The sequence below is a fragment of the Dysgonomonas termitidis genome (assembly GCF_054657735.1).
Window position 1 is genome coordinate 3,777,820 of the sequence record NZ_BAAHYD010000002.1, and the last position, 19,995, is coordinate 3,797,814.

Below are 19,995 nucleotides of genomic sequence, written 5' to 3' on the forward strand. Positions count from 1 at the left end.
GATTATTTGTTAGTATTAATGGTTAATCACGTATTTTTTTTAAATGCCTCATTTCATTAAAGAATAATTCCCCTGATTTGAATCATTACAGAATGAGCATTTCCCAGCATCTTAGCCTGTTTTCAAAATTGAAAGCACCCCTGTTCCTCCAAGTTAGTATACTTTGTTTTTTCTTTTACCTAGCTTTTCAAATATGTATGAACATACTTTCAGGTCGCTAATATATAAAATGTTTTTATCTTTAGCATTATATTTGATTATTTTTTTTCAATAAATAGAATTTTTCAAAATAACACATTAGATATAATCATCTGTAAATAAAGTATATAAACAACAACAAAACCTTATTACAATTATGTTAAATATTTATTTAACAACAATATTTCCTGTAACTACATAAGATTTAATTGTTCATACAATAATATAACCTTTACTATCAGAGATTCTTTCATTTCAGACAACCCAATTTATTAACAATAAAGGAATCTCATCTCTTGCCTCAAAAAGACACAGCATTATAAGCAACCTTTATTCAGGTATAATTCAGAATAAACATATTATAATAACACGCTACAGCTTCCTGTTAAATCATTAATACCCATATTTCCGCACTATATTCACTTAACACTCTCTACAAAAATACAAAATACCCTATCCATGCTTCATTCAAAAGATCATTAATGTATGAACATGATTAAATAGATAGAGAAAGAAAAGCAATAATAACAGAAACAAATAAATATAAAAAATAAGACTAATATTTTGAATATTAGAAAAAACTAATTTACTTTACAGCACAGAAATGTATGGACATACTTATACAGATAAGAAACTTAAGCTTACCTCAATAAAGATCTAACCCAATAAACACATAATTAATATGAAAAAAAGCATTTTATTGACAATCGCGATGTGTGTATTCGCAATCATGGCCTTTGCGAAGCAGATATCGGAAAACAAAGTCTGGTCGATAGGGACTTTAAACAATTCTTCGGCTGAATTTGCCTTAGGACCGGACAATTTCAGGCAATTCCTCGCCAATGACTTCGGATACGAGGACAAATTCTATTTAATAGGCCATTCAGACATAAAAAAGGAATTCCCATATGTACTCCCCGGCCCTACTGACACATGGGGCGGCACATGGCCAACATCCGGCTGGCGTACGCATCAGATAAATATATTGTTCGGTCTTGATAATGCCCCGGCAGATGGAGAATGGAAGCTTGTAATCAATCTCCTCGATTATGCCAAAACATTTCTCCCGTTGGTTAAAGTAAGTATAAATACGCAAGACGAAAAATTCCAGTTGGGAGACAAAGAAACTCTTGCCAAACAGCGTAAAGCACATACTCAGGAAGCAATAACGGATACATTGTCCATCACAGGTAAGCTACAGAATGCTACAAAAAAGACAATTGAAATACCTATCAACGCAAGTACCCTCAAAAAAGGAGGTAACCTTATATCGATAACAGTATTGGAAGGTTCCTGGATATTATTCGATGAAGTACATCTCGAAGGTCCCCGGAATACGAAAATCACAGAAGCCGGTAAGTTCTTCATCAGGGATGTATATCCGGCGACTTATGAAGTGAATACCGGAAAGAACCGGTATCAGCCGCTCATTGTAGATACTCAATGGCTCGATGCCTCATCTAAGATCAGTGTTCAACTTGATGGTAAAGAAATTCTAAGTCAGGTGATTGAAGCCGGAAGGTATCAACTGGAAGCGCCTATGCCTCAAGTAAAAAAAGCAAGAAAAAGCAACTACCGTATCTTAAGAGACGGTGTTGAAATAGAGCGTGGCACAATAGAACGTTCTCCACAAAAGCTACAAACTCCTGCCGACTATATAGATACCCGTATAGGAACAGCCCATTCACGCTGGATGATAGCACCCGGCCCATGGATGCCGTTCAGTATGGTCAAAATGAGCCCTGATAACCAGAATAATGGCTGGCAGGCAGGCTATCAGCCTTCCTTCGAAAATGTAGGCTGCTTCAGCCATATACACGAGTGGACATTGGGCGGACTTGGCGTTATGCCCGCAAACGGAGAATTGAAGACCCAAATAGGAGACGAACAAAAGCCGGATGAGGGCTACCGTTCCCGCATAAACAAACGCACCGAAGTCGCCGATATAGGCTACTATGCTGTAGACCTTACAGATTATAACATTAAAGCGGAAGTTACAGCAACTACACGTTGCGGGTTCGAACGGTTTACATTTCCAACCGACCGCGACGGAGCACGGATTATGATAGACCTGCATCCACCTACAGAGCAGAATTTCCAGTTGAAAGAAATAAAGCTCCGCAAAGTCAGTGATTATCGTATCGAAGGTTCAAGTCATCAATTTTCACCGAATGTATGGAGTTACGATGCAGATCAGGATTATACTGTACATTTTGTTATAGAGTTTGATCAACCGATCAAAAGCATGGGACGCTGGATTGACAAAAATGTATCGCACAACATACACGATTTAATCACCGGAACATGTAAGGACGCAGGTGTATTTGTCGAATTCGATCAGACAAGACACCCTGTGGTACAGGTGCGGTCAGGTATTTCATTCGTTAGCATCGCTAATGCGGACGAAAATCTCAGGACTGAAGTTAGTTCTAAATTCGGATGGGATTTTGATGCAATCCGTCAAAACCAGGTAAACACATGGAACGACATCTTCAACCGGGTACAAATCACGACTAACGACAGGCTGGAAAAGGTACGCTTTTATAATAATATGTACCGTGCATGCAGCCGCAATACGTGGAGTGACATAAACGGCGAATGGATATCGACTGACGGAAAACTACAAAAGGTTGCTGACCCGTCCAAAGACGCTATGCTGGGTTGCGACGCGTTCTGGAATACATTCTGGAACCTCAATCAGTTCTGGAATCTGGTCACTCCCGAATGGAGCAACAAATGGGTTAATTCGCAATTGGCTATGTACGATGCTAACGGATGGCTCGCCAAAGGTCCGGCCGGATTAAACTATATACCCGTTATGGTGGGCGAGCATGAAATTCCGTTGATTGTAGGAGCTTACCAAATGGGAATCCGTGACTTCGATGCGAACAAGGCTCTGGAAGCAGCTATAAAGATGCAAACAACTCCAGCTCAGAAGGTATTTAAAGGATTTGCAGGAAACCGCGACCTTGTCCATTATATGAAATATAAATACGTGCCATCGAATCTGGGACGCTTCTCCAATACAATGGAATATTCATACGACGACTGGACTGTCGGACAATTTGCCAAGGCCTTGGGTAATACAGAGGTATATAATACATTCAACGACCGCGGTTACTGGTGGAAAAATGTGATAAGCGACGAAGGATACTGCCATATGAAAGACAGCACCGGTAAATGGATGGAAAATTTCGATCCGTTCCGTAGCGGAGCCAACCATCACTATGTGGAAGGAAACGCATGGCAACTAACGTTCTTTGTTCCGCAGGATGTTCCGGCGTTGGTAGAAAAAATAGGAAAAGAACGCTTCCTTGACCGCCTCGAATGGGGATTCAATCAGGATGAAGCATGGCGCTACAATGCCCCTAACGACCAGTACTGGGATCACCCTATTGTACAGGGTAATCAGCAATCTATGCACTTTGCATTCCTGTTCAGTTGGGCAGGTAAACCCTGGCTTACTCAAAAGTGGAGCCGCTCTATACTTGACCGTTACTATGGATATGAACCGGCAAACGCCTATTTGGGTGATGAAGATCAGGGGCAAATGAGCGCATGGGCTGTAATGGCTACTATCGGGCTTTTCCAGGTCGATGGAGGAACGCACGTAAATCCTATCTATGAAATAGCCAGTCCTCTCTTCGAAAAAGTAGAGATCAATCTGGATGGGAAATACGGACGGGGACAAAAATTCGCAATTGAAGCGAAGAATGCTTCAAAAAAGAATATGTATGTACAGAAAGCAACATTGAATGGCAAGGAGTTGAACACATTCCATTTCCCTGCATCGGAGTTGCTGAAAGGCGGCAGCCTTGTCCTTGAAATGGGTAATACTCCCAATATGGACTGGGGTATAGGAAAATAAGTACTTCTTAAATTAATCTGAATCACAAATAAAAAAGTATTTTGGTATAACACAGCTTTCAAACTTAAAAATAATCCCTCAACAGAAAAATTGTTGGGGGATTATCATTTTTCCTACAAAGTGAAAACAAATATTAGTGGCAGATGTTTAAAATCAAAAAACGGATTGTTGATATTTCAATAAATTTCGCTCTCTTAAAAATATCTGAATTTCCCCGACAGAATATCCGGATACAGTATTTTCGTATATCCAATTATAAATAATATGTTTTATAACATTATTATTAAATGTCATATGCACACTTAATATTTATATTTTTGTTAACCGTAATAATTGTACAAAATACATTTATTGAAAATATTGATAAAAATCCGGTCAAAAACAGTATATATAAAGACCTGTGACTGATTTCTCTCCAACTATGATTAATTAGTCGCACCCGAAGGATGAAAAATTTGTCTATTTTCGGATTTGATTAAATTTATAACCGCTATATCAATGAAAAAAACACTTTTACTGGCAATTCTTGTCCTAACAAGCTTCACATCAGCCTTCCCGCAGCAGAAAGATGTATCTATCCGCATTTATCCCGAAAGAGGTAAGCAAACTATCAGCAAGCACATCTACGGACACTTTGCCGAACATCTCGGCACATGCATCTATGGCGGCTTATGGGTTGGAGAAGATTCAAAGATACCCAATACAAAAGGCTACCGCACCGATGTACTGAATGCCCTGAAAAGACTTCAGATACCTAATCTGCGTTGGCCGGGCGGATGTTTTGCCGATGAATATCACTGGATGGACGGGATAGGCCCGAAAGAAAACCGTCCGAAGATGGTCAATAATAACTGGGGTGGAGTTGTAGAAGACAACAGCTTTGGAACACACGAATTCCTCAATCTCTGCGAATTACTCGAATGCGAACCATATATCAGCGGAAATGTAGGAAGCGGTACTGTCGAAGAACTTGCCAAATGGGTAGAATATATGACATCCGACGGTGACAGCCCGATGGCAAACCTGCGCCGTAAGAACGGACGAGATAAAGCATGGAAAGTAAAATATCTGGGAGTTGGAAACGAAAGCTGGGGTTGCGGAGGAGACATGCTTCCCGACTATTATGCGGACCTGTACCGCCGTTATGCCGTTTACTGCCGCAATTTTGACGGAAATAAACTGTTCAAAATAGCCAGTGGGGCAAGTGACTATGACTATAACTGGACCGATGTACTGATGAAAAAAGCCGGGAAGAAAATGCACGGGCTTTCACTTCATTACTATACAGTTACAGGATGGAGCGGCAGTAAAGGGTCAGCAACGGATTTTACACCGGATGACTATTATTGGACAATGGGAAAATGCCTTGAAATAGAAGAAGTCATTCAAAAACATATGGCCATTATGGATGAATACGACAAAGATAAAAGAGTAGGGCTCATGGTAGACGAATGGGGTACTTGGTGGGACGTGGAACCCGGCACCAATCCGGGATTCCTGTATCAGCAAAATACTATGCGCGATGCATTTGTAGCCGCCCTCTCACTGAATGTATTCAACAAGTACGGCGACCGCATTCGGATGGCCAATATAGCCCAGGTAGTCAATGTCCTTCAATCCATGATATTGACCAAGGACGATAAGATGACCCTGACCCCGACTTACCATGTATTCGACATGTACCGTGTGCACCAGGATGCGACTTATCTGCCGATGGATATTATCTCGGGAACAAAAGAGATAAGAGGCCGTAATGTAGCATTAGTAAATGCTTCTGCCTCACAAAAGGACGGATTGACACATATTACGCTGGCAAACATAGACCTGAATGCCGACCAGGATGTGAATATAGATTTCTCAAAAATGAAGATAAATAGTGTGAAAGGGCAAATTCTGACATCGAAAAACATTGAAGACCACAATACTTTCGAAAATCCGGATTTAGTAAAACCTCAGACCTTTACCGGTGCTAACGTTAAAGATGGCAAACTGAATATCCAATTGCCTGCCAAATCGATTGTTGTTCTTGAAATAAAATAGTACAACCATGACTGTATCCAGACGAAATTTTATAAAAAAGGCTTGTTTAAGCGGTGCATGTATCTGCGGATTCAATACGCTATCCGGTGTTAATATCACCAACAACGCCGAAACGCCCGATGATGACCGAAGTGCCGCCATGTTCCGGAAATGGATATCGGAAATACTTACTAATCTGGATAACAATCTGCCTGAAACAGAAATCCGGAAATTAGTAAAATCTGCGTCCGTAGCCCATTATCAGAATTTAAACATGGATGTATCGTTAGCTCCTTATATAGGGAAAATGGATGATTTCATCCGATTCATAGAAAAAGAATGGGGCTGGATATTCAGTTACGAAGACAACGGAAAAGTTATACTGGCGGATGAGAATAAATCGGCTTGTGTATGTCCTCTTATCAATAAACATAAAGATAATAAATACCCTGCGTTATGTTTTTGCTCCGAAGGGTTTGCCGAAATGATGTTTTCGAAAGTGAACGGAAATCCGGTAAAGGCGACCGTCATTTCTTCTATACAACGGGGAAATGAAAAGTGTGTTTACCGCATAGTCCTAAAAGAGTAAATACCCGCAATTTAAGCTGGAATAAAAGACAGCACACCGGGTATAAAACTGACAGTATCGGACAACACCAACTCGGGATATCTTTTATCCCGGTTCCCCACCCGATTAATACATATTGATAAATATTTGGGATAACCTATTACAATATATCCAAATCAAATATAAATGTACGTTGAAATGAAAAAAGCAAGTATCTGCCTGTTAATTATTTTACTCTTTATTCCTGTATTTAAAACAATTGCCGGTGAACCCGCATCGGCTTATCTGTTCGCATACGCTACAGATAAGAATTCCAATCACAACGGTCTGCACTTCGCATGGAGTGTAGATAAGGAAAACTGGTTCCCCATAGGCCCCGAACACAGTTATGTGAAATGTGACTATGGACGCTGGGGCTCTGAGAAAAAAATGTTCTCTCCATTCCTCTTCCGGTCTCCCGATGGTATGTGGTATTGCGTATGGAGCATGAACGAAAGGGACGGGGCATTTGCCAGCGTTTCCTCTCCCGACCTTGTCTACTGGGGGCGGCAATCCTACCCTCTGGTCATGGAAAACGGGAATTGCCTTTCACCTGAAATCACTTACGACAATACAAATAAACTTTATACAATCTCCTGGCTAAGCTCGAATAATCAAGCCTATGCCGTAACTACGAAGGACTTTAAAGATTACAGCTCCACTAAGAAAGTTGCCGGCATTCCCAATCTGCGGGAAACTGCAATTATATCAGGGAAAGCAGAAACAGGGACACTGCACGAAGTTTCGTGGAAAGTGATTGACGGACTGATAAAAGCGCAGCAATTAGCAGCTTATAAAAGTATATTGAACGCCGAAAACTCAAGCTCGGACAAAGAACGTTTTGCTTCTCTAAAACCTGTTGATGCAACCATCACCGTAGATGCTTCCAAAACTAAAAAAATAAGCGACCTGCTATTGGGAATGTTCTTTGAAGATATAAACTATGCTGCCGACGGAGGCCTTTATGCGGAGCTTGTTCAGAACAGGGGTTTCGAATATGCCCTGAGCGATAAGGAAGGACGCGACAAAGACTGGAACAGCTACAAAGCATGGAATGTATCCGGCGATAATGCTGTACTCACAATCGACTCCGTATCCCCTGTTCATCCCAATAACAAGCATTATGCCGTACTTCAGGTCAGCCAGACAGGTGCAGGGCTGGCAAATGAAGGATTCGACGGTATCGCTGTAAAAGCCGGGGAGAAATATAACTTCTCGGTATTTGCACGCACACCGGAAGCAAAAAAAGGAAAACTAACTGTAAGACTGACTGATAAGAACGGGAAGATTTATGGAGAAACTACCACAAAAGCCATTTCCGGCGACTGGAAGAAATATGATGCCGTAATAACCGTTAGCCAGACTATCGCAGACGCAAAACTGGAGGTCATACCACAAATGACGGGCAAGGTGGAACTGGATATGATTTCTCTTTTCCCTCAAAAAACGTTCAGAGGACACAAAAACGGATTGCGGGAAGACCTCGCTCAGGTTATCGCCAATATGAATCCGCGTTTTGTCCGCTTCCCCGGAGGCTGTGTGGCTCATGGCGACGGACTGGGTAATATATACCATTGGAAGAATACAATAGGCCCGCCCGAAGCTCGCAAACCTCAACGGAACCTGTGGGGATATCATCAGACAGCCGGATTGGGGTACTTCGAATACTTCCGGTTCTGCGAAGATTTAGGAGCCGAGCCTGTTCCTGTGGTAGCGGCAGGTGTACCGTGCCAGAATTCGGCGCATCACGGTTGCTCTCTGGGCGGGCAACAAGGCGGAATACCGATGAGCGAAATGGGAGATTATATACAGGATGTGCTAGACCTGATAGAATGGGCGAATGGCGATGTAAACACTACATGGGGTAAAAAACGCGCGGAGGCGGGTCATCCCAAACCATTCAACCTGAAATATATCGGAATAGGGAACGAAGACATTATCTCCGATATTTTCGAGGAACGTTTCACCATGATATTCAATGCCGTAAAAGAAAAGTATCCCGAAATAACTGTTATAGGCACAGTCGGGCCTTTCTATGAAGGGACAGACTATGTGGAAGGCTGGGGTATCGCCGATAAATTACAGATCCCGGTGGTAGATGAGCATTATTACAATCCACCGGGATGGTATATCCACAATCAGGATTTTTACGACAAATACGACCGTTCGAAGTCGAAAGTGTATCTGGGTGAATATGCCGCCCACCTTCCGGGCAGGCCGAATAATGTGGAAACAGCCTTGGCCGAAGCCCTTCATCTGGCCAATGTGGAGCGTAACGGAGATATTGTAACAATGACTTCTTATGCGCCACTGCTGGCAAAAGAAGGACATACCCAATGGAATCCCGACCTGATATATTTCAATAATACAGAAGTGAAGCCGACTGTGGGCTATTATGTACAGAAACTGTACGGACAGCATTCGGGAGACGAATACCTGACAAGTAAGATAGAGCTTTCTGACAATAGGGATGCTGTTCAGAAACGTATTGCAAAATCAATCATCCGCGATAGCAAGACCGGAGATGTGATTGTGAAACTTGTGAATATGCTGCCTGTAGAAGTAAATACAAAATTAGACCTGACAAGTATCAGTATAACAGATCCTATAGCTTCAAGAACTTTGCTGACAGGCGCGCCTGACGATAAATCGGCCAAACCTGTATCAGACAGTTTCAATGCAGGGGATAACTGTAAATTACCGGCTTATTCTTTCACTGTGCTAAGGTTTAAGACAAATTAAAAAGTTTATCTATATAGTAAGCTATTAGCCCCTGGCTGTTAGCTTATAGTTCTTTGAAAAAATAATTAGTGGATTAGCAAATTAGCAGATTAGCAAATGAATGAAAAAGTGTAACCTTTGTTACCTTTTAACAGTTACAAGTTACTTCGCCCTTCGGGCAGTTACGAGTTACAAGTAGACAAGATGCGAGATACAACAAGATACAAGATACGAGTTGTTAACTGTTTACTGATATATCTGTTACTTTTGTTACTTTTTAACTATATATGGTTAACGAACGTAAAAATGACAAGATAAAAACACTGGAAAAACTGTCAGATGTGTCAGATTTTAACCAAACATAGTTAATAAATATAAACAAGATAATAAGTTAAAAGTTACAGATTACGAGTTTTGTCGCTTCGCGCCGCTAACGGCTAAAAGCTATCAGCTAATAGCTAAAATATCTGTTACATCTGTTACTTTTTAACAACATCTCGCAAATAAAGGTTAATTCAATACAGGTTTCCTGGAATATTTAGTTAAAACATAAAATGAAAAGAATTTATATCATTACCGGGCTTATCGTCAGCACATTGTGTATGAATGCCCAGTTGAAACCAAAAGTAGAAACTTTTAGTTTGCAGGACGTAAGATTGCTGGATAGCCCGTTTAAGCACGCGGAAGACCTGGATAAGCAATACCTGCTGGAACTGAAAGCCGACAGGCTATTGTCACCGTTCCTGCGTGAATCCGGACTGACACCTAAAGCCGAGAGCTATACCAACTGGGAAAATACCGGACTCGACGGCCACATCGGAGGCCATTACCTATCGGCATTGTCCCTGATGTATGCATCGACAGGCGACAAACAGATAAAAGAGCGTCTCGACTATATGGTTAGCGAGCTGAAACGCTGTCAGGATGCAAACGGCAACGGTTATATAGGCGGTGTTCCGGGAGGAAAAGCTATCTGGGAAGAAGTCGCAAACGGCAATATCAGGGCGGGAGGTTTCGACCTTAACGGCAAATGGGTCCCATTATATAATATCCATAAGACCTATGCCGGGCTGCGTGATGCTTACCTCTATGCCCATAACGATATGGCAAAGGATATGCTGATAAAAATGACCGACTGGGCGATTAATCTGGTGTCGAAACTATCGGAAGAACAGATACAGGATATGCTTCGCAGTGAACATGGCGGACTGAATGAGACATTCGCCGATGTAGCCGCGATAACAGGCGATAAGAAATACCTGAAACTGGCGCATCAGTTTTCACATCAGCTGGTGCTTAATCCCCTGCTCAACCATGAAGATAAACTGACCGGGATGCATGCCAATACACAAATACCGAAGGTGCTTGGATTTAAACGCATAGCCGATGTGGAAGGTAACGATTCGTGGTCGGAAGCTTCGCGCTTCTTCTGGGAAACGGTTGTGGAACGTCGTTCGGTAAGTATCGGAGGCAACAGTGTGGGAGAACATTTCAACCCGACGAATGATTTTTCGAGAGTGATAAAGAGTATCGAAGGCCCTGAAACATGTAATACATACAATATGTTGCGCCTGTCGAAAATGCTTTATCAAACGTCTCAGGATGAAAAGTATATGGACTATTATGAACGGGCATTATACAACCATATCCTTTCTACCCAGAATCCCGAACAGGGAGGATTTGTTTACTTCACCCAGATGCGTCCGGGGCACTACCGGGTATATTCCCAACCGCAGACAAGTTTTTGGTGCTGTGTAGGTTCAGGAATAGAAAACCATGCCAAATACGGGGAGATGATCTATGCGCATACGGATAATAAATTGTATGTGAACCTGTTCATCCCTTCCCGCTTAAATTGGAAAGAGAAAAAGACCGAAATTATACAGGAAAATTCATTCCCCGACGAAGCTAAGACCCAATTGACTATCAACCCTGAAAAAACGGCCGCTTTCACCTTAAAGCTACGTTATCCGGTATGGGTAAAGAAATGGGGGCTAAAAGTGAGCGTCAACGGTAAAGATTATCCGGTATCGCAAGACCCGGCCAGTTATATATCCATCGACCGTAAATGGAAAAAGGGAGATAAAGTAGTAGTGGAAATGCCTATGCGGATAACGGTAGAGCAATTGCCGGATAAATCGAATTATTACTCTATTTTCTACGGCCCTGTTACCCTTGCCGCAAAGACGGGAACCGAAGATATGACGGGATTGTTTGCCGACGACAGCCGGGGCGGACACATTGCTCACGGCAGGCAAATACCGATGAAAGATATGCCGATTATCGTCAGCGATCCGGATAAAATAGCTTCTTTGGTAAAAGCTGTACAGGGAAAGCCCCTGACGTTCCATCTATCGGGGCTCTATCCCGAAAAATATACGGCAGGACTGGAACTTATACCATTCTTCCGCCTGCATGAGTCGCGCTATATCATCTACTGGCCACAGGCAACAGCCGAAGAAGTGAAAGAAATACAGCAGAAAATAGAAGACGAAGAAAAGGAAAGAATCAAACTGGATGGGATTACAGCCGATAAAGTAGTCTGCGGGGAACAACAACCCGAATCGGATCATTTCATACAATCCGATAAATCGAATACAGGCTTTATCGAGGACATACACTGGCGTGAAGCAAGGGGTTGGTTCAGCTATCAGTTGAAGAATGCCGGCAAGAATGCCAATTACCTGTATCTGAAATATTTTGACCGTGACCAAAACCGCAATTTTGACGTTTTTGTAAATGGTCGGAAAGTGGCTTCACTGAGTCTGAACGGTGATGGAGGAGATAACCTCTTTACTTCTACCTATCCTGTTCCCGAAAGTGAAAAAGGCAAGGAGATACTCGAAGTAAAAATCGTGGCTGCACCAAATAGTGTGACAACCAAGATAGCAGAAGTGAGGATATTATCAGAAGACTATAAGCACTGAAAATAATTAAAGAGGCTATGTTAAGAGTAATTTTCATTATCTCTTTGTCATGTTGAACGGAGTGAAACATCTCATTTCCCGGAGGTCGAGATTCTTCATTACATTCAGAAACAACGTTCGGCAGAGCGAAGCGGAGCCAATGACAAAGAGAGTAATACTTTGTGAACTCAAAATTACTCTTAACACAGCTTTATCATTTATCCTTATTGCTTTACAATTCTCATTGAATAAAATGAACGGTAAACAAAGACTAATGCCACGGCAAGAAATACCAATCCGATCCATTTACAATAGTCGGGAATCTCAATCGCAATCTCTACAGCCAACAATCCGAATAATGTTGAGAATTTTATGATAGGATTCAACGAAACCGACGATGTGTCTTTATACGGGTCGCCGACAGTGTCGCCAACTACCGTGGCTGCATGCAGATCGGTATTACGCTCTTTTAATTCCACTTCGACTATTTTCTTCGCATTGTCCCATGCTCCTCCTGCGTTTGCCATATAGATAGCCTGGAATAAGCCGAATACAGCAATGGATATGAGATATGCGACAAAGAAGTTAGGATCGATAAAGGCAAAGGCCATAGTGATGAATAACAAGGCAAGGAAAATATTCCACATACCCACCTGAGCATACTGGGTACAGATCTTTACCACAGCTTTGGAATCTTCTATATCAGCTTCGTCTTTATCCAGATTGATATTCTTCTTTATGTACTCCACGGCACGGTATGCACCGGTAGTCACAGCCTGCATAGATGAACCCGAGAACCAGTAAACAACGGAACCTCCGCAGATGAAACCCAGCAGTACAGGAGCAGCTATAAGATCGATGTTCAGCAATCCGAGTTTTTCCAGCACCAGAATGATTGAGAATATCATTGTGGTAGCCCCGATCACGGCTGTACCGATAAGTACGGGTTTGGCGGTAGCCTTAAATGTATTACCGGCCGAATCATTTTCTTCCAGATACTCTTTCCCTCTCTCGAAATCAGGCTCGAAGCCAAAGTCTTTCTTTACTTCTGCCGATATGCCGGGTAAGTGTTCTATACGGGAGAGCTCGAATACCGATTGTGCGTTATCCGTTACAGGCCCATAGCTGTCTACGGCAATAGTAACCGGCCCCATTCCCAGCAAGCCGAAAGCTACCAGACCGAAGGCAAAGATAGAAGGGTGAGACATCATACTTCCCAGGTCCTGTGTAGAGATAAAGTAAGCCACAGCCATCAGTAAGGCGATTGTAAGCCCTTTCCAGAATGCGCTGAAATTACCGGCTACCATACCCGAAAGGATATTCAGCGAAGCTCCTCCTTCACGGGAAGCTGTAACCACCTCTTTTACATGGCGGGACGACGAGCTGGTAAAAGCTTTTGTAAGTTCAGGGATCACAGCTGCTGCCAATGTACCGCAACTGATAATAGACGCCAGTTTCCACCATAAGCCGTTAGGCATCTCATTCAGCAGGAAGTAACTGGCAATATATGTTGCCGCAATAGACACGACAGATGTAATCCATATAAGGGCTGTAAGAGGCACTTCGAAGTTGAACTTTGTTGAGTTCTTATATTTAGCGGTAGCAATCCCCTGATTGATATAATAAGACAGGATGGATGTAAATAGCATCATCAGACGCATAACGAATATCCAAACTATAAAGGCAGCCTGGTATTCCACATTCAATACTGCCAGTATGATAAATGAGATCAAAGCTACCCCAGTCACGCCGTATGTTTCGAAACCATCGGCTGTAGGTCCTACACTGTCGCCTGCATTATCTCCTGTACAGTCCGCTATTACGCCGGGATTACGGGGATCGTCCTCCTTAATATTGAATACGATCTTCATCAGATCGGCCCCGATATCGGCTATCTTGGTAAAGATACCTCCGGCTATGCGTAATGCGGATGCGCCGAGGGATTCTCCAATGGCAAATCCCAGTAAACAAGCCCCGGCCATATCCCCGGGTACAAATAAGAGGATAACAAGCATCATTATGAGCTCTACCGTGATAAGCATCACACCGACACTCATTCCGGCTTTAAGCGGGATATTTACTACATCCCACGGACGTTTGCGCAAAGAAGCAAACGCTGTTCGCGAATTGGCCAGTGTATTGATACGGATGCCATACCAGGCCACGCCATATGAACCGAGAATACCCAATATTGTCCAAAACAAGACAAAAGCAAGGAACGTCCCCCTGCCAACTTCTCCTTTTGCTACGATTTCCGGATTAGACAAAAATCCGAAATAGATAAGCATTACTGCCGAGATAATCAGCAATAGATAGAAGAGAAACTTGCCCTGCTGCAACAGATAGGTTTTACACGTTTCAAAAATCGTCTTCGATACGTTGAGCATCGATTGATGCGCAGGTAGCTTCTTGATATTGAAGTACTGCACCAGGCCAAATGCAATGCCGAGTAACAAAATTAAAAGGCCCCAGAGCAAAAGCGTATAACCGCTTCCAAGCTCAGGAACTTTTAAGTCTGCTTCACTGGCCATCAGGCCCGCCGGAAATAAAATAAGAGATAGGGCTAAAAGTTTCTTCATGCGTATTAATTTTTATTGATTAATATTCACTCTTATCACATTGTTAACAAATGCAACAAAATTATGATAAAACAAATACTATCGACTATATATAGTGATATACTTACTGTGTTTTATGATTTTATTGCTCTTGTTAGTAAAGTTAACTTGGCAAATATAGTATAATTATTAACAAATATTATATCCGGACCCATTTTTTATCGGAATAGTTCGAAACATAATTCATAAATTTCGTAAAAAATTGAAATAATAGATATAAAATGATTAATCGGTATCTTCGTCCGCTCAAAAGATATACAAGTGCAACCTATTCTGTGTAATATTAAATACCACACATTTATTTTTGCAAATATATATACGTTCAATGGAGAACAGATGGGAAGAAACTATTGTTCTGTCAGACCTTTTTATTCATTACATAATCTTCCATAAGAAAACCATTGCCAATGTCTATATCCTCACATTTAACAACTTCAAAGCCCAAACGCTTGTAGAAATCAATAGCTTTATTAAACCGATTCACATTCAATGACAATTCTGCGTTGCCGTACTTCTTAGCTATCCTCCCGACAGCATCAATAAAGAAACGCCCTACCCCTTTTCCCTGCAAAGATGGCAGCACATATATCTTATGGATCTTTGTAACATCAGCGCCCTTATAATCCAACTCATATGAAAGATAGCCCAAATACTCTCCACTCTCTTCTGCCAAAAGATAGTGATGACCTAACACCCCTATTTGTTCTTCCAAAGCTGAATTACTGTACATCATATCCATCATGTATCTGATCTGGCCGGACGTAAGGATACTAGCGAATGTAGGAGGCCAAATTCTGTCGGAAAGTGACTGAATGATAAAAATATGGTCTTTTGATGCTTCTATTATGTTCATTAGTCCTCCAATGTAAAAGATCTCATTCCGATACGGCTTCCATCGGCAAATATATCAACCCGGTAGGTACCCGGCATCAGGTATTCTTCTACATTCCAATACATGATTACGCCAACTTCTTCCCCACCGTATTCAATAATCTTCTTTATTGAATAATTGATATCCCTGTTTTCGTATGGAAAAACATTCGTACGGCTCTTGGTCAGGACATCATTATCCGGCTTCATTATACGCAGATAGATTGTCCGTTCCCCGGGTTCGGCGGTAATATTTTTAGTAATAGTGAAGTTTATAATGAGTTGCTCCACTTTATTAATTTTCTTCTGCACTTTACCCTTACTATTGGTAGCCTGCACACTGATGCCTGTAGCGTCGAGCTTGGCGGCCAAAGTAACTTTTTCTGTCAGATTCTGTTTTTGCTGCGACACTTCATTCAATGTACGCGTAGCCTCCTGGTATTTGTTAGTGATTTCACTTTTTTCCTTCCTCAACCGTTCGTTAGCCTGATTCAGTGAGTCAATCTGAATAATATATGATTTCAGGATTTTGCGAAGGCTGGCCAATTCATTGTTCAATCTCGCTATTTCGGCTTTGTTATCTGCTTTTACCGTTTTCAGTTCTTCCAGCAATCGCTGAACCTTTGCCTGCTCATTCGTCAGTTTCTGAAGCAAAGAATCGTTTTTGATATTCAGTTTGAAACCCTCATATTGCATAGTAAGATTTTCATACTCGTCTTCCAGTTGCTGCTTATTCAAACTGCTCTCTTCCTGCAACTCATTTATCTGCGTCTTTTGACTGAATATGTAATATCCGGCTATACCCATTGCTGCAAGTAACAGGATTATTACAATTAATAATATTTTAGAATTGTTTTTTTGTTCCGTGCTCATAATTATGTTAAAATATTAAGCGACTACAAATATAGATGTTTTTCAGCATATCGAGCAAATGGATAATATGCTTTCGCTTTTTTTAATAATTCCTGCTATTTTTGACGGCCAAAATCTTCTTTATATCAGAATAAGCATGTACATTTGCTAGTCTTTTATGACATCATCTCTATAATATATAGGATATGTCTGACTATTTGAAATCCAGGAATCAAATTATTAATTTATTATAAAAAAAATATTATGTCTAAAGTAACAGTCGTAGGTGCCGGAAATGTAGGTGCTACATGTGCAAATGTACTTGCATTTAACGAGGTAGCAGATGAGGTGGTAATGCTGGATGTAAAAGAAGGCATTTCGGAAGGTAAAGCTATAGATATGAATCAGACAGCTCAGTTGCTGGGCTTTGACACTCATATCAAAGGTGTAACTAATGATTATGCTGCTACAGCTGATTCCGATGTTGTAGTTATAACTTCCGGTATCCCGCGGAAACCGGGAATGACCAGGGAAGAACTTATCGGGGTGAATGCAGGTATCGTGAAAAGCGTTGCTGAAAACATCCTTAAATATTCGCCGAATGCTATCCTGGTTATCATCTCCAACCCAATGGATACAATGACATATCTGGCATCTAAGGTCACAGGCCTGCCTAAAAACCGTATTATAGGTATGGGTGGAGCACTGGACAGTTCCCGCTTTAAATTCTACCTGAGTGAAGCTTTAGGCTGCAATCCGAACGAAGTGGAAGGCATGGTAATAGGCGGACATGGCGATACTACAATGATCCCTGTTACCCGTCTGGCTACATATAAAGGTATCCCGGTTTCGGAAATCCTGTCCAAGGAAGTCCTGGACAAAGTGACTGCCGGCACAATGGTGGGCGGAGCTACTCTTACAGGCCTGCTGGGTACTTCCGCGTGGTATGCACCGGGAGCTGCAGGAGCATATGTTGTAGAATCTATTATACACAACCAGAAAAAAGTAATTCCTTGCTGTGTTACTCTGGAGGGTGAATATGGGCAAAACGATATCTGTATAGGTGTGCCGGTAGTCCTGGGTAAAAACGGATGGGAGAAAATTATTGATCTGAAACTGACAGCTGATGAAAAAGAAAAATTCGAAGCTTCAGCCGCTGCTGTTCACAAAACAAATGTTGTTTTGAAAGAAATCAACGCGATTTAACAAATCATATAAATTAAAATTGTAAAGGGCGTGTATTCAGCTTGAATACATGTCCTTTTTGCATATCGAGTTTTTTTGACTGGAAATATTTTTTATTTATAAATAACTTTCATATTTTTGTATACAATTTTTAGGCATTTTAAGAAAAATTGTAAGTGTTTACAATCTTTCTATTTTGAATAAAATGATTACTTAGAGACAAATAATAAGCCCGGATGATATTTTCAGCACAGAAGTGTTTGGGCAAAAAGTGATTTTCTATATTTAGAAAAGGGTATTGGAGGACCTATATGGATATAGGTATATATATTGGGGCAGTGCAATATAGAATGTTGAATAGGAATATATCCTTAGTAACATAATGGAATACAACAGCACAATAATGAAATCTTTTAAACTTAAAACGTTTAACAAAAGAGCTTTGGTTATCAGCACATTACTGATACTTACAGTTTTTTTATCTACCATTATCTACTTTTCTAACACTTTGATTGATAATGGCATCGATTCGTTCCTCATAATTGCAATTCCGGTTTTAGTATTATCCGTCGTCCTTTTATTGAAAAAGGCTTTCGTTAAAACATTTACAGTTACCATATCAAATACGAACCTGGTTGCCACTCATAAAGGCAGGGTAATTTACTCCACGCTGCTAAATGAAATTGTAATGTTTAAATACATCCGGAAAGAAAATATTGATACTCTGTTATTCTTTGCAACCAATAATCAACAGGCAACCTTCAGCATCGAATGCGTAGATCAACGCAAGCGGTTTCGGAAAATAGTAGAAACCATAAACTATACCGGTAATTACACTGCGAATATTCAAAGTGATGAAATTAGTACTATCTGGACTGATTATATAAACAAAGACATTGTTGCTAAAGAAGTTGTGATAAGAAAAAAAGCACCGCAATATTATCGCCAGGTACCATTGCACCAATTTTCAAATTAATTTGAAGGCTCTACCGATATAAAGCTAAAAGGCTGAATTTTAATAAATCCAGCCTTTTTTTATTGAAAATAGATTATCTTAATTATTCTCCGGTCTCAATTTTCTTACCACCGCTCCTGTACGCCACATTTCACTTTCGCGAAGATCTTTCAATTCTTCTTCCAGCTTTTCGCGATAATCAGGTTTCGAATTGGTGTCGATGGAACGTTGAGCCTCATTTCCGCAAGCTACCTCTTTATATAATTTTTCAAAGACAGGTTTTGTTGCATCATGGAAAGGTCCCATCCAGTCAAGAGCACCACGTTGGGCAGTAGTAGAACAGTTCGCGTACATCCAGTCCATACCCTTTTCGGCGAACAATGGCATCAATGATTGAGTGAGTTCTTCTACCGTTTCATTGAAGGCTTCTGAAGGCGAATGGCCGTTTTCACGCAATACTTCATACTGTGCGAGTAAAATACCTTGTATTGCACCCATTAATGTTCCACGCTCACCTGTAAGGTCAGAATATACTTCACGTTTGAAATCCGTTTCGAACAAATAACCTGAACCCACACCGATACCCAGAGCGATTACGCGTTCTTTAGCACGGCCTGTAGCATCCTGGAAGATAGCATAACTTGAATTCAACCCGCGACCTTCGAGAAACATACGGCGAAGGCTTGTACCCGAACCTTTAGGAGCAACAAGAATAACATCCACATCAGCAGGAGGGATAATACCTGTACGCTCTTTGTATGTAATACCGAATCCGTGAGAGAAATACAAAGCCTTACCGGCTGTCAGGTAAGGTTTCAGGCGTGGCCATACTTCTATCTGTGCAGCATCGGACAACAGGTACTGGATTATTGTACCTTTTTCAGCTGCTTCTTCTATATCGAATAAAGTTTCGCCCGGAACCCAGCCGTCAGCGATAGCTTTTTCCCATGTTTTACCACCTTTACGTTGACCAATGATTACATTGAACCCGTTGTCGCGAAGATTCAAAGCTTGTCCCGGACCTTGCACTCCGTAACCGATAACTGCGATGGTTTCATTTTTTAATACTTCTCTTGCTTTTTCCAAAGGGAATTCATCGCGGGTGGCTACTTGCTCTACAACGCCGCCAAAATTCATTTCTGCCATTTTTGTTTTGTTTAATTAATTAAAGAACTATATATATTTTATTTCAAAAT

Annotated in this window: 11 protein-coding genes; 7 read left to right on the forward strand and 4 right to left on the reverse strand. The window is 41.3% G+C overall.

The annotated features are described in order from the left end of the window. The first annotated feature begins 880 nt into the window (after window positions 1–880). The 5 genes from ACYQ3L_RS19805 to ACYQ3L_RS19825 all read left to right on the forward strand — a co-directional run bounded on the left by ACYQ3L_RS19805 (window position 881) and on the right by ACYQ3L_RS19825 (window position 12,340). Window positions 881–4,066 (forward strand): GH92 family glycosyl hydrolase, encoded by a 3,186-nt coding sequence (locus ACYQ3L_RS19805; RefSeq protein ID WP_380000084.1) that lies wholly within the window; start codon window positions 881–883, stop codon window positions 4,064–4,066. Between the two features lie 498 nt (window positions 4,067–4,564). Beyond that, the gene (locus ACYQ3L_RS19810; protein ID WP_380000082.1) at window positions 4,565–6,106 is read left to right on the forward strand and encodes an alpha-N-arabinofuranosidase; all 1,542 of its coding nucleotides are present in this window, start codon (window positions 4,565–4,567) and stop codon (window positions 6,104–6,106) included. A 7-nt stretch (window positions 6,107–6,113) separates the two neighbouring features. Beyond that, a complete protein-coding gene (locus ACYQ3L_RS19815) occupies window positions 6,114–6,674 on the forward strand; it encodes a DUF6144 family protein (protein WP_380000080.1) in 561 nt (186 codons plus the stop codon). A 177-nt stretch (window positions 6,675–6,851) separates the two neighbouring features. Continuing rightward, on the forward strand, window positions 6,852–9,434 hold the full coding sequence (locus ACYQ3L_RS19820; RefSeq protein ID WP_380000078.1) for an alpha-L-arabinofuranosidase C-terminal domain-containing protein: 2,583 nt from the start codon (window positions 6,852–6,854) through the stop codon (window positions 9,432–9,434). Window positions 9,435–9,967: 533 nt separating this feature from the next. Next, the gene (locus ACYQ3L_RS19825) at window positions 9,968–12,340 is read left to right on the forward strand and encodes a beta-L-arabinofuranosidase domain-containing protein (protein ID WP_380000076.1); all 2,373 of its coding nucleotides are present in this window, start codon (window positions 9,968–9,970) and stop codon (window positions 12,338–12,340) included. A gap of 203 nt (window positions 12,341–12,543) precedes the next feature. Here ACYQ3L_RS19825 and ACYQ3L_RS19830 read toward each other — a convergent pair whose 3' ends face one another. The 3 genes from ACYQ3L_RS19830 to ACYQ3L_RS19840 all read right to left on the reverse strand — a co-directional run bounded on the left by ACYQ3L_RS19830 (window position 12,544) and on the right by ACYQ3L_RS19840 (window position 16,680). After that, window positions 12,544–14,898: a sodium-translocating pyrophosphatase gene (locus ACYQ3L_RS19830; protein ID WP_380000074.1), complete on the reverse strand. Its 2,355-nt coding sequence runs from the start codon at window positions 14,896–14,898 to the stop codon at window positions 12,544–12,546. Window positions 14,899–15,295: 397 nt separating this feature from the next. After that, window positions 15,296–15,790: a GNAT family N-acetyltransferase gene (locus ACYQ3L_RS19835; RefSeq protein WP_380000072.1), complete on the reverse strand. Its 495-nt coding sequence runs from the start codon at window positions 15,788–15,790 to the stop codon at window positions 15,296–15,298. Then, a complete protein-coding gene (locus ACYQ3L_RS19840) occupies window positions 15,790–16,680 on the reverse strand; it encodes a GumC domain-containing protein (RefSeq protein WP_380000070.1) in 891 nt (296 codons plus the stop codon). Before ACYQ3L_RS19840 ends, ACYQ3L_RS19835 begins: the two co-directional genes overlap by 1 nt. A gap of 243 nt (window positions 16,681–16,923) precedes the next feature. On the opposite strand from ACYQ3L_RS19840, the gene mdh reads away from it, so the two are divergent. Together mdh and ACYQ3L_RS19850 are read left to right on the forward strand one after the other, a co-directional pair. Beyond that, on the forward strand, window positions 16,924–17,865 hold the full coding sequence (gene mdh, locus ACYQ3L_RS19845; protein WP_380000068.1) for a malate dehydrogenase: 942 nt from the start codon (window positions 16,924–16,926) through the stop codon (window positions 17,863–17,865). 382 nt (window positions 17,866–18,247) lie between these two features. After that, complete coding sequence (locus tag ACYQ3L_RS19850; RefSeq protein WP_380000066.1) at window positions 18,248–18,820, forward strand: hypothetical protein; 573 nt, start codon at window positions 18,248–18,250, stop codon at window positions 18,818–18,820. Window positions 18,821–18,898: 78 nt separating this feature from the next. On the opposite strand, the gene ilvC is transcribed toward ACYQ3L_RS19850, so the two are convergent. Then, window positions 18,899–19,945: a ketol-acid reductoisomerase gene (gene ilvC / locus ACYQ3L_RS19855; protein WP_380000064.1), complete on the reverse strand. Its 1,047-nt coding sequence runs from the start codon at window positions 19,943–19,945 to the stop codon at window positions 18,899–18,901. Window positions 19,946–19,995 lie beyond the last annotated feature (50 nt).

What these genes read in the sequence shown, in the direction of transcription:
- ACYQ3L_RS19835 (WP_380000072.1), bottom strand. Translation starts at nt 15,790, where the DNA reads ATGAACATAATAGAAGCATCAAAAGACCATATTTTTATCATTCAGTCA.
- ilvC (WP_380000064.1), bottom strand. Translation starts at nt 19,945, where the DNA reads ATGGCAGAAATGAATTTTGGCGGCGTTGTAGAGCAAGTAGCCACCCGC.
- ACYQ3L_RS19820 (WP_380000078.1), top strand. Translation starts at nt 6,852, where the DNA reads ATGAAAAAAGCAAGTATCTGCCTGTTAATTATTTTACTCTTTATTCCT.
- ACYQ3L_RS19850 (WP_380000066.1), top strand. Translation starts at nt 18,248, where the DNA reads ATGAAATCTTTTAAACTTAAAACGTTTAACAAAAGAGCTTTGGTTATC.
- ACYQ3L_RS19805 (WP_380000084.1), top strand. Translation starts at nt 881, where the DNA reads ATGAAAAAAAGCATTTTATTGACAATCGCGATGTGTGTATTCGCAATC.
- ACYQ3L_RS19840 (WP_380000070.1), bottom strand. Translation starts at nt 16,680, where the DNA reads ATGAGCACGGAACAAAAAAACAATTCTAAAATATTATTAATTGTAATA.
- mdh (WP_380000068.1), top strand. Translation starts at nt 16,924, where the DNA reads ATGTCTAAAGTAACAGTCGTAGGTGCCGGAAATGTAGGTGCTACATGT.
- ACYQ3L_RS19815 (WP_380000080.1), top strand. Translation starts at nt 6,114, where the DNA reads ATGACTGTATCCAGACGAAATTTTATAAAAAAGGCTTGTTTAAGCGGT.
- ACYQ3L_RS19810 (WP_380000082.1), top strand. Translation starts at nt 4,565, where the DNA reads ATGAAAAAAACACTTTTACTGGCAATTCTTGTCCTAACAAGCTTCACA.
- ACYQ3L_RS19830 (WP_380000074.1), bottom strand. Translation starts at nt 14,898, where the DNA reads ATGAAGAAACTTTTAGCCCTATCTCTTATTTTATTTCCGGCGGGCCTG.
- ACYQ3L_RS19825 (WP_380000076.1), top strand. Translation starts at nt 9,968, where the DNA reads ATGAAAAGAATTTATATCATTACCGGGCTTATCGTCAGCACATTGTGT.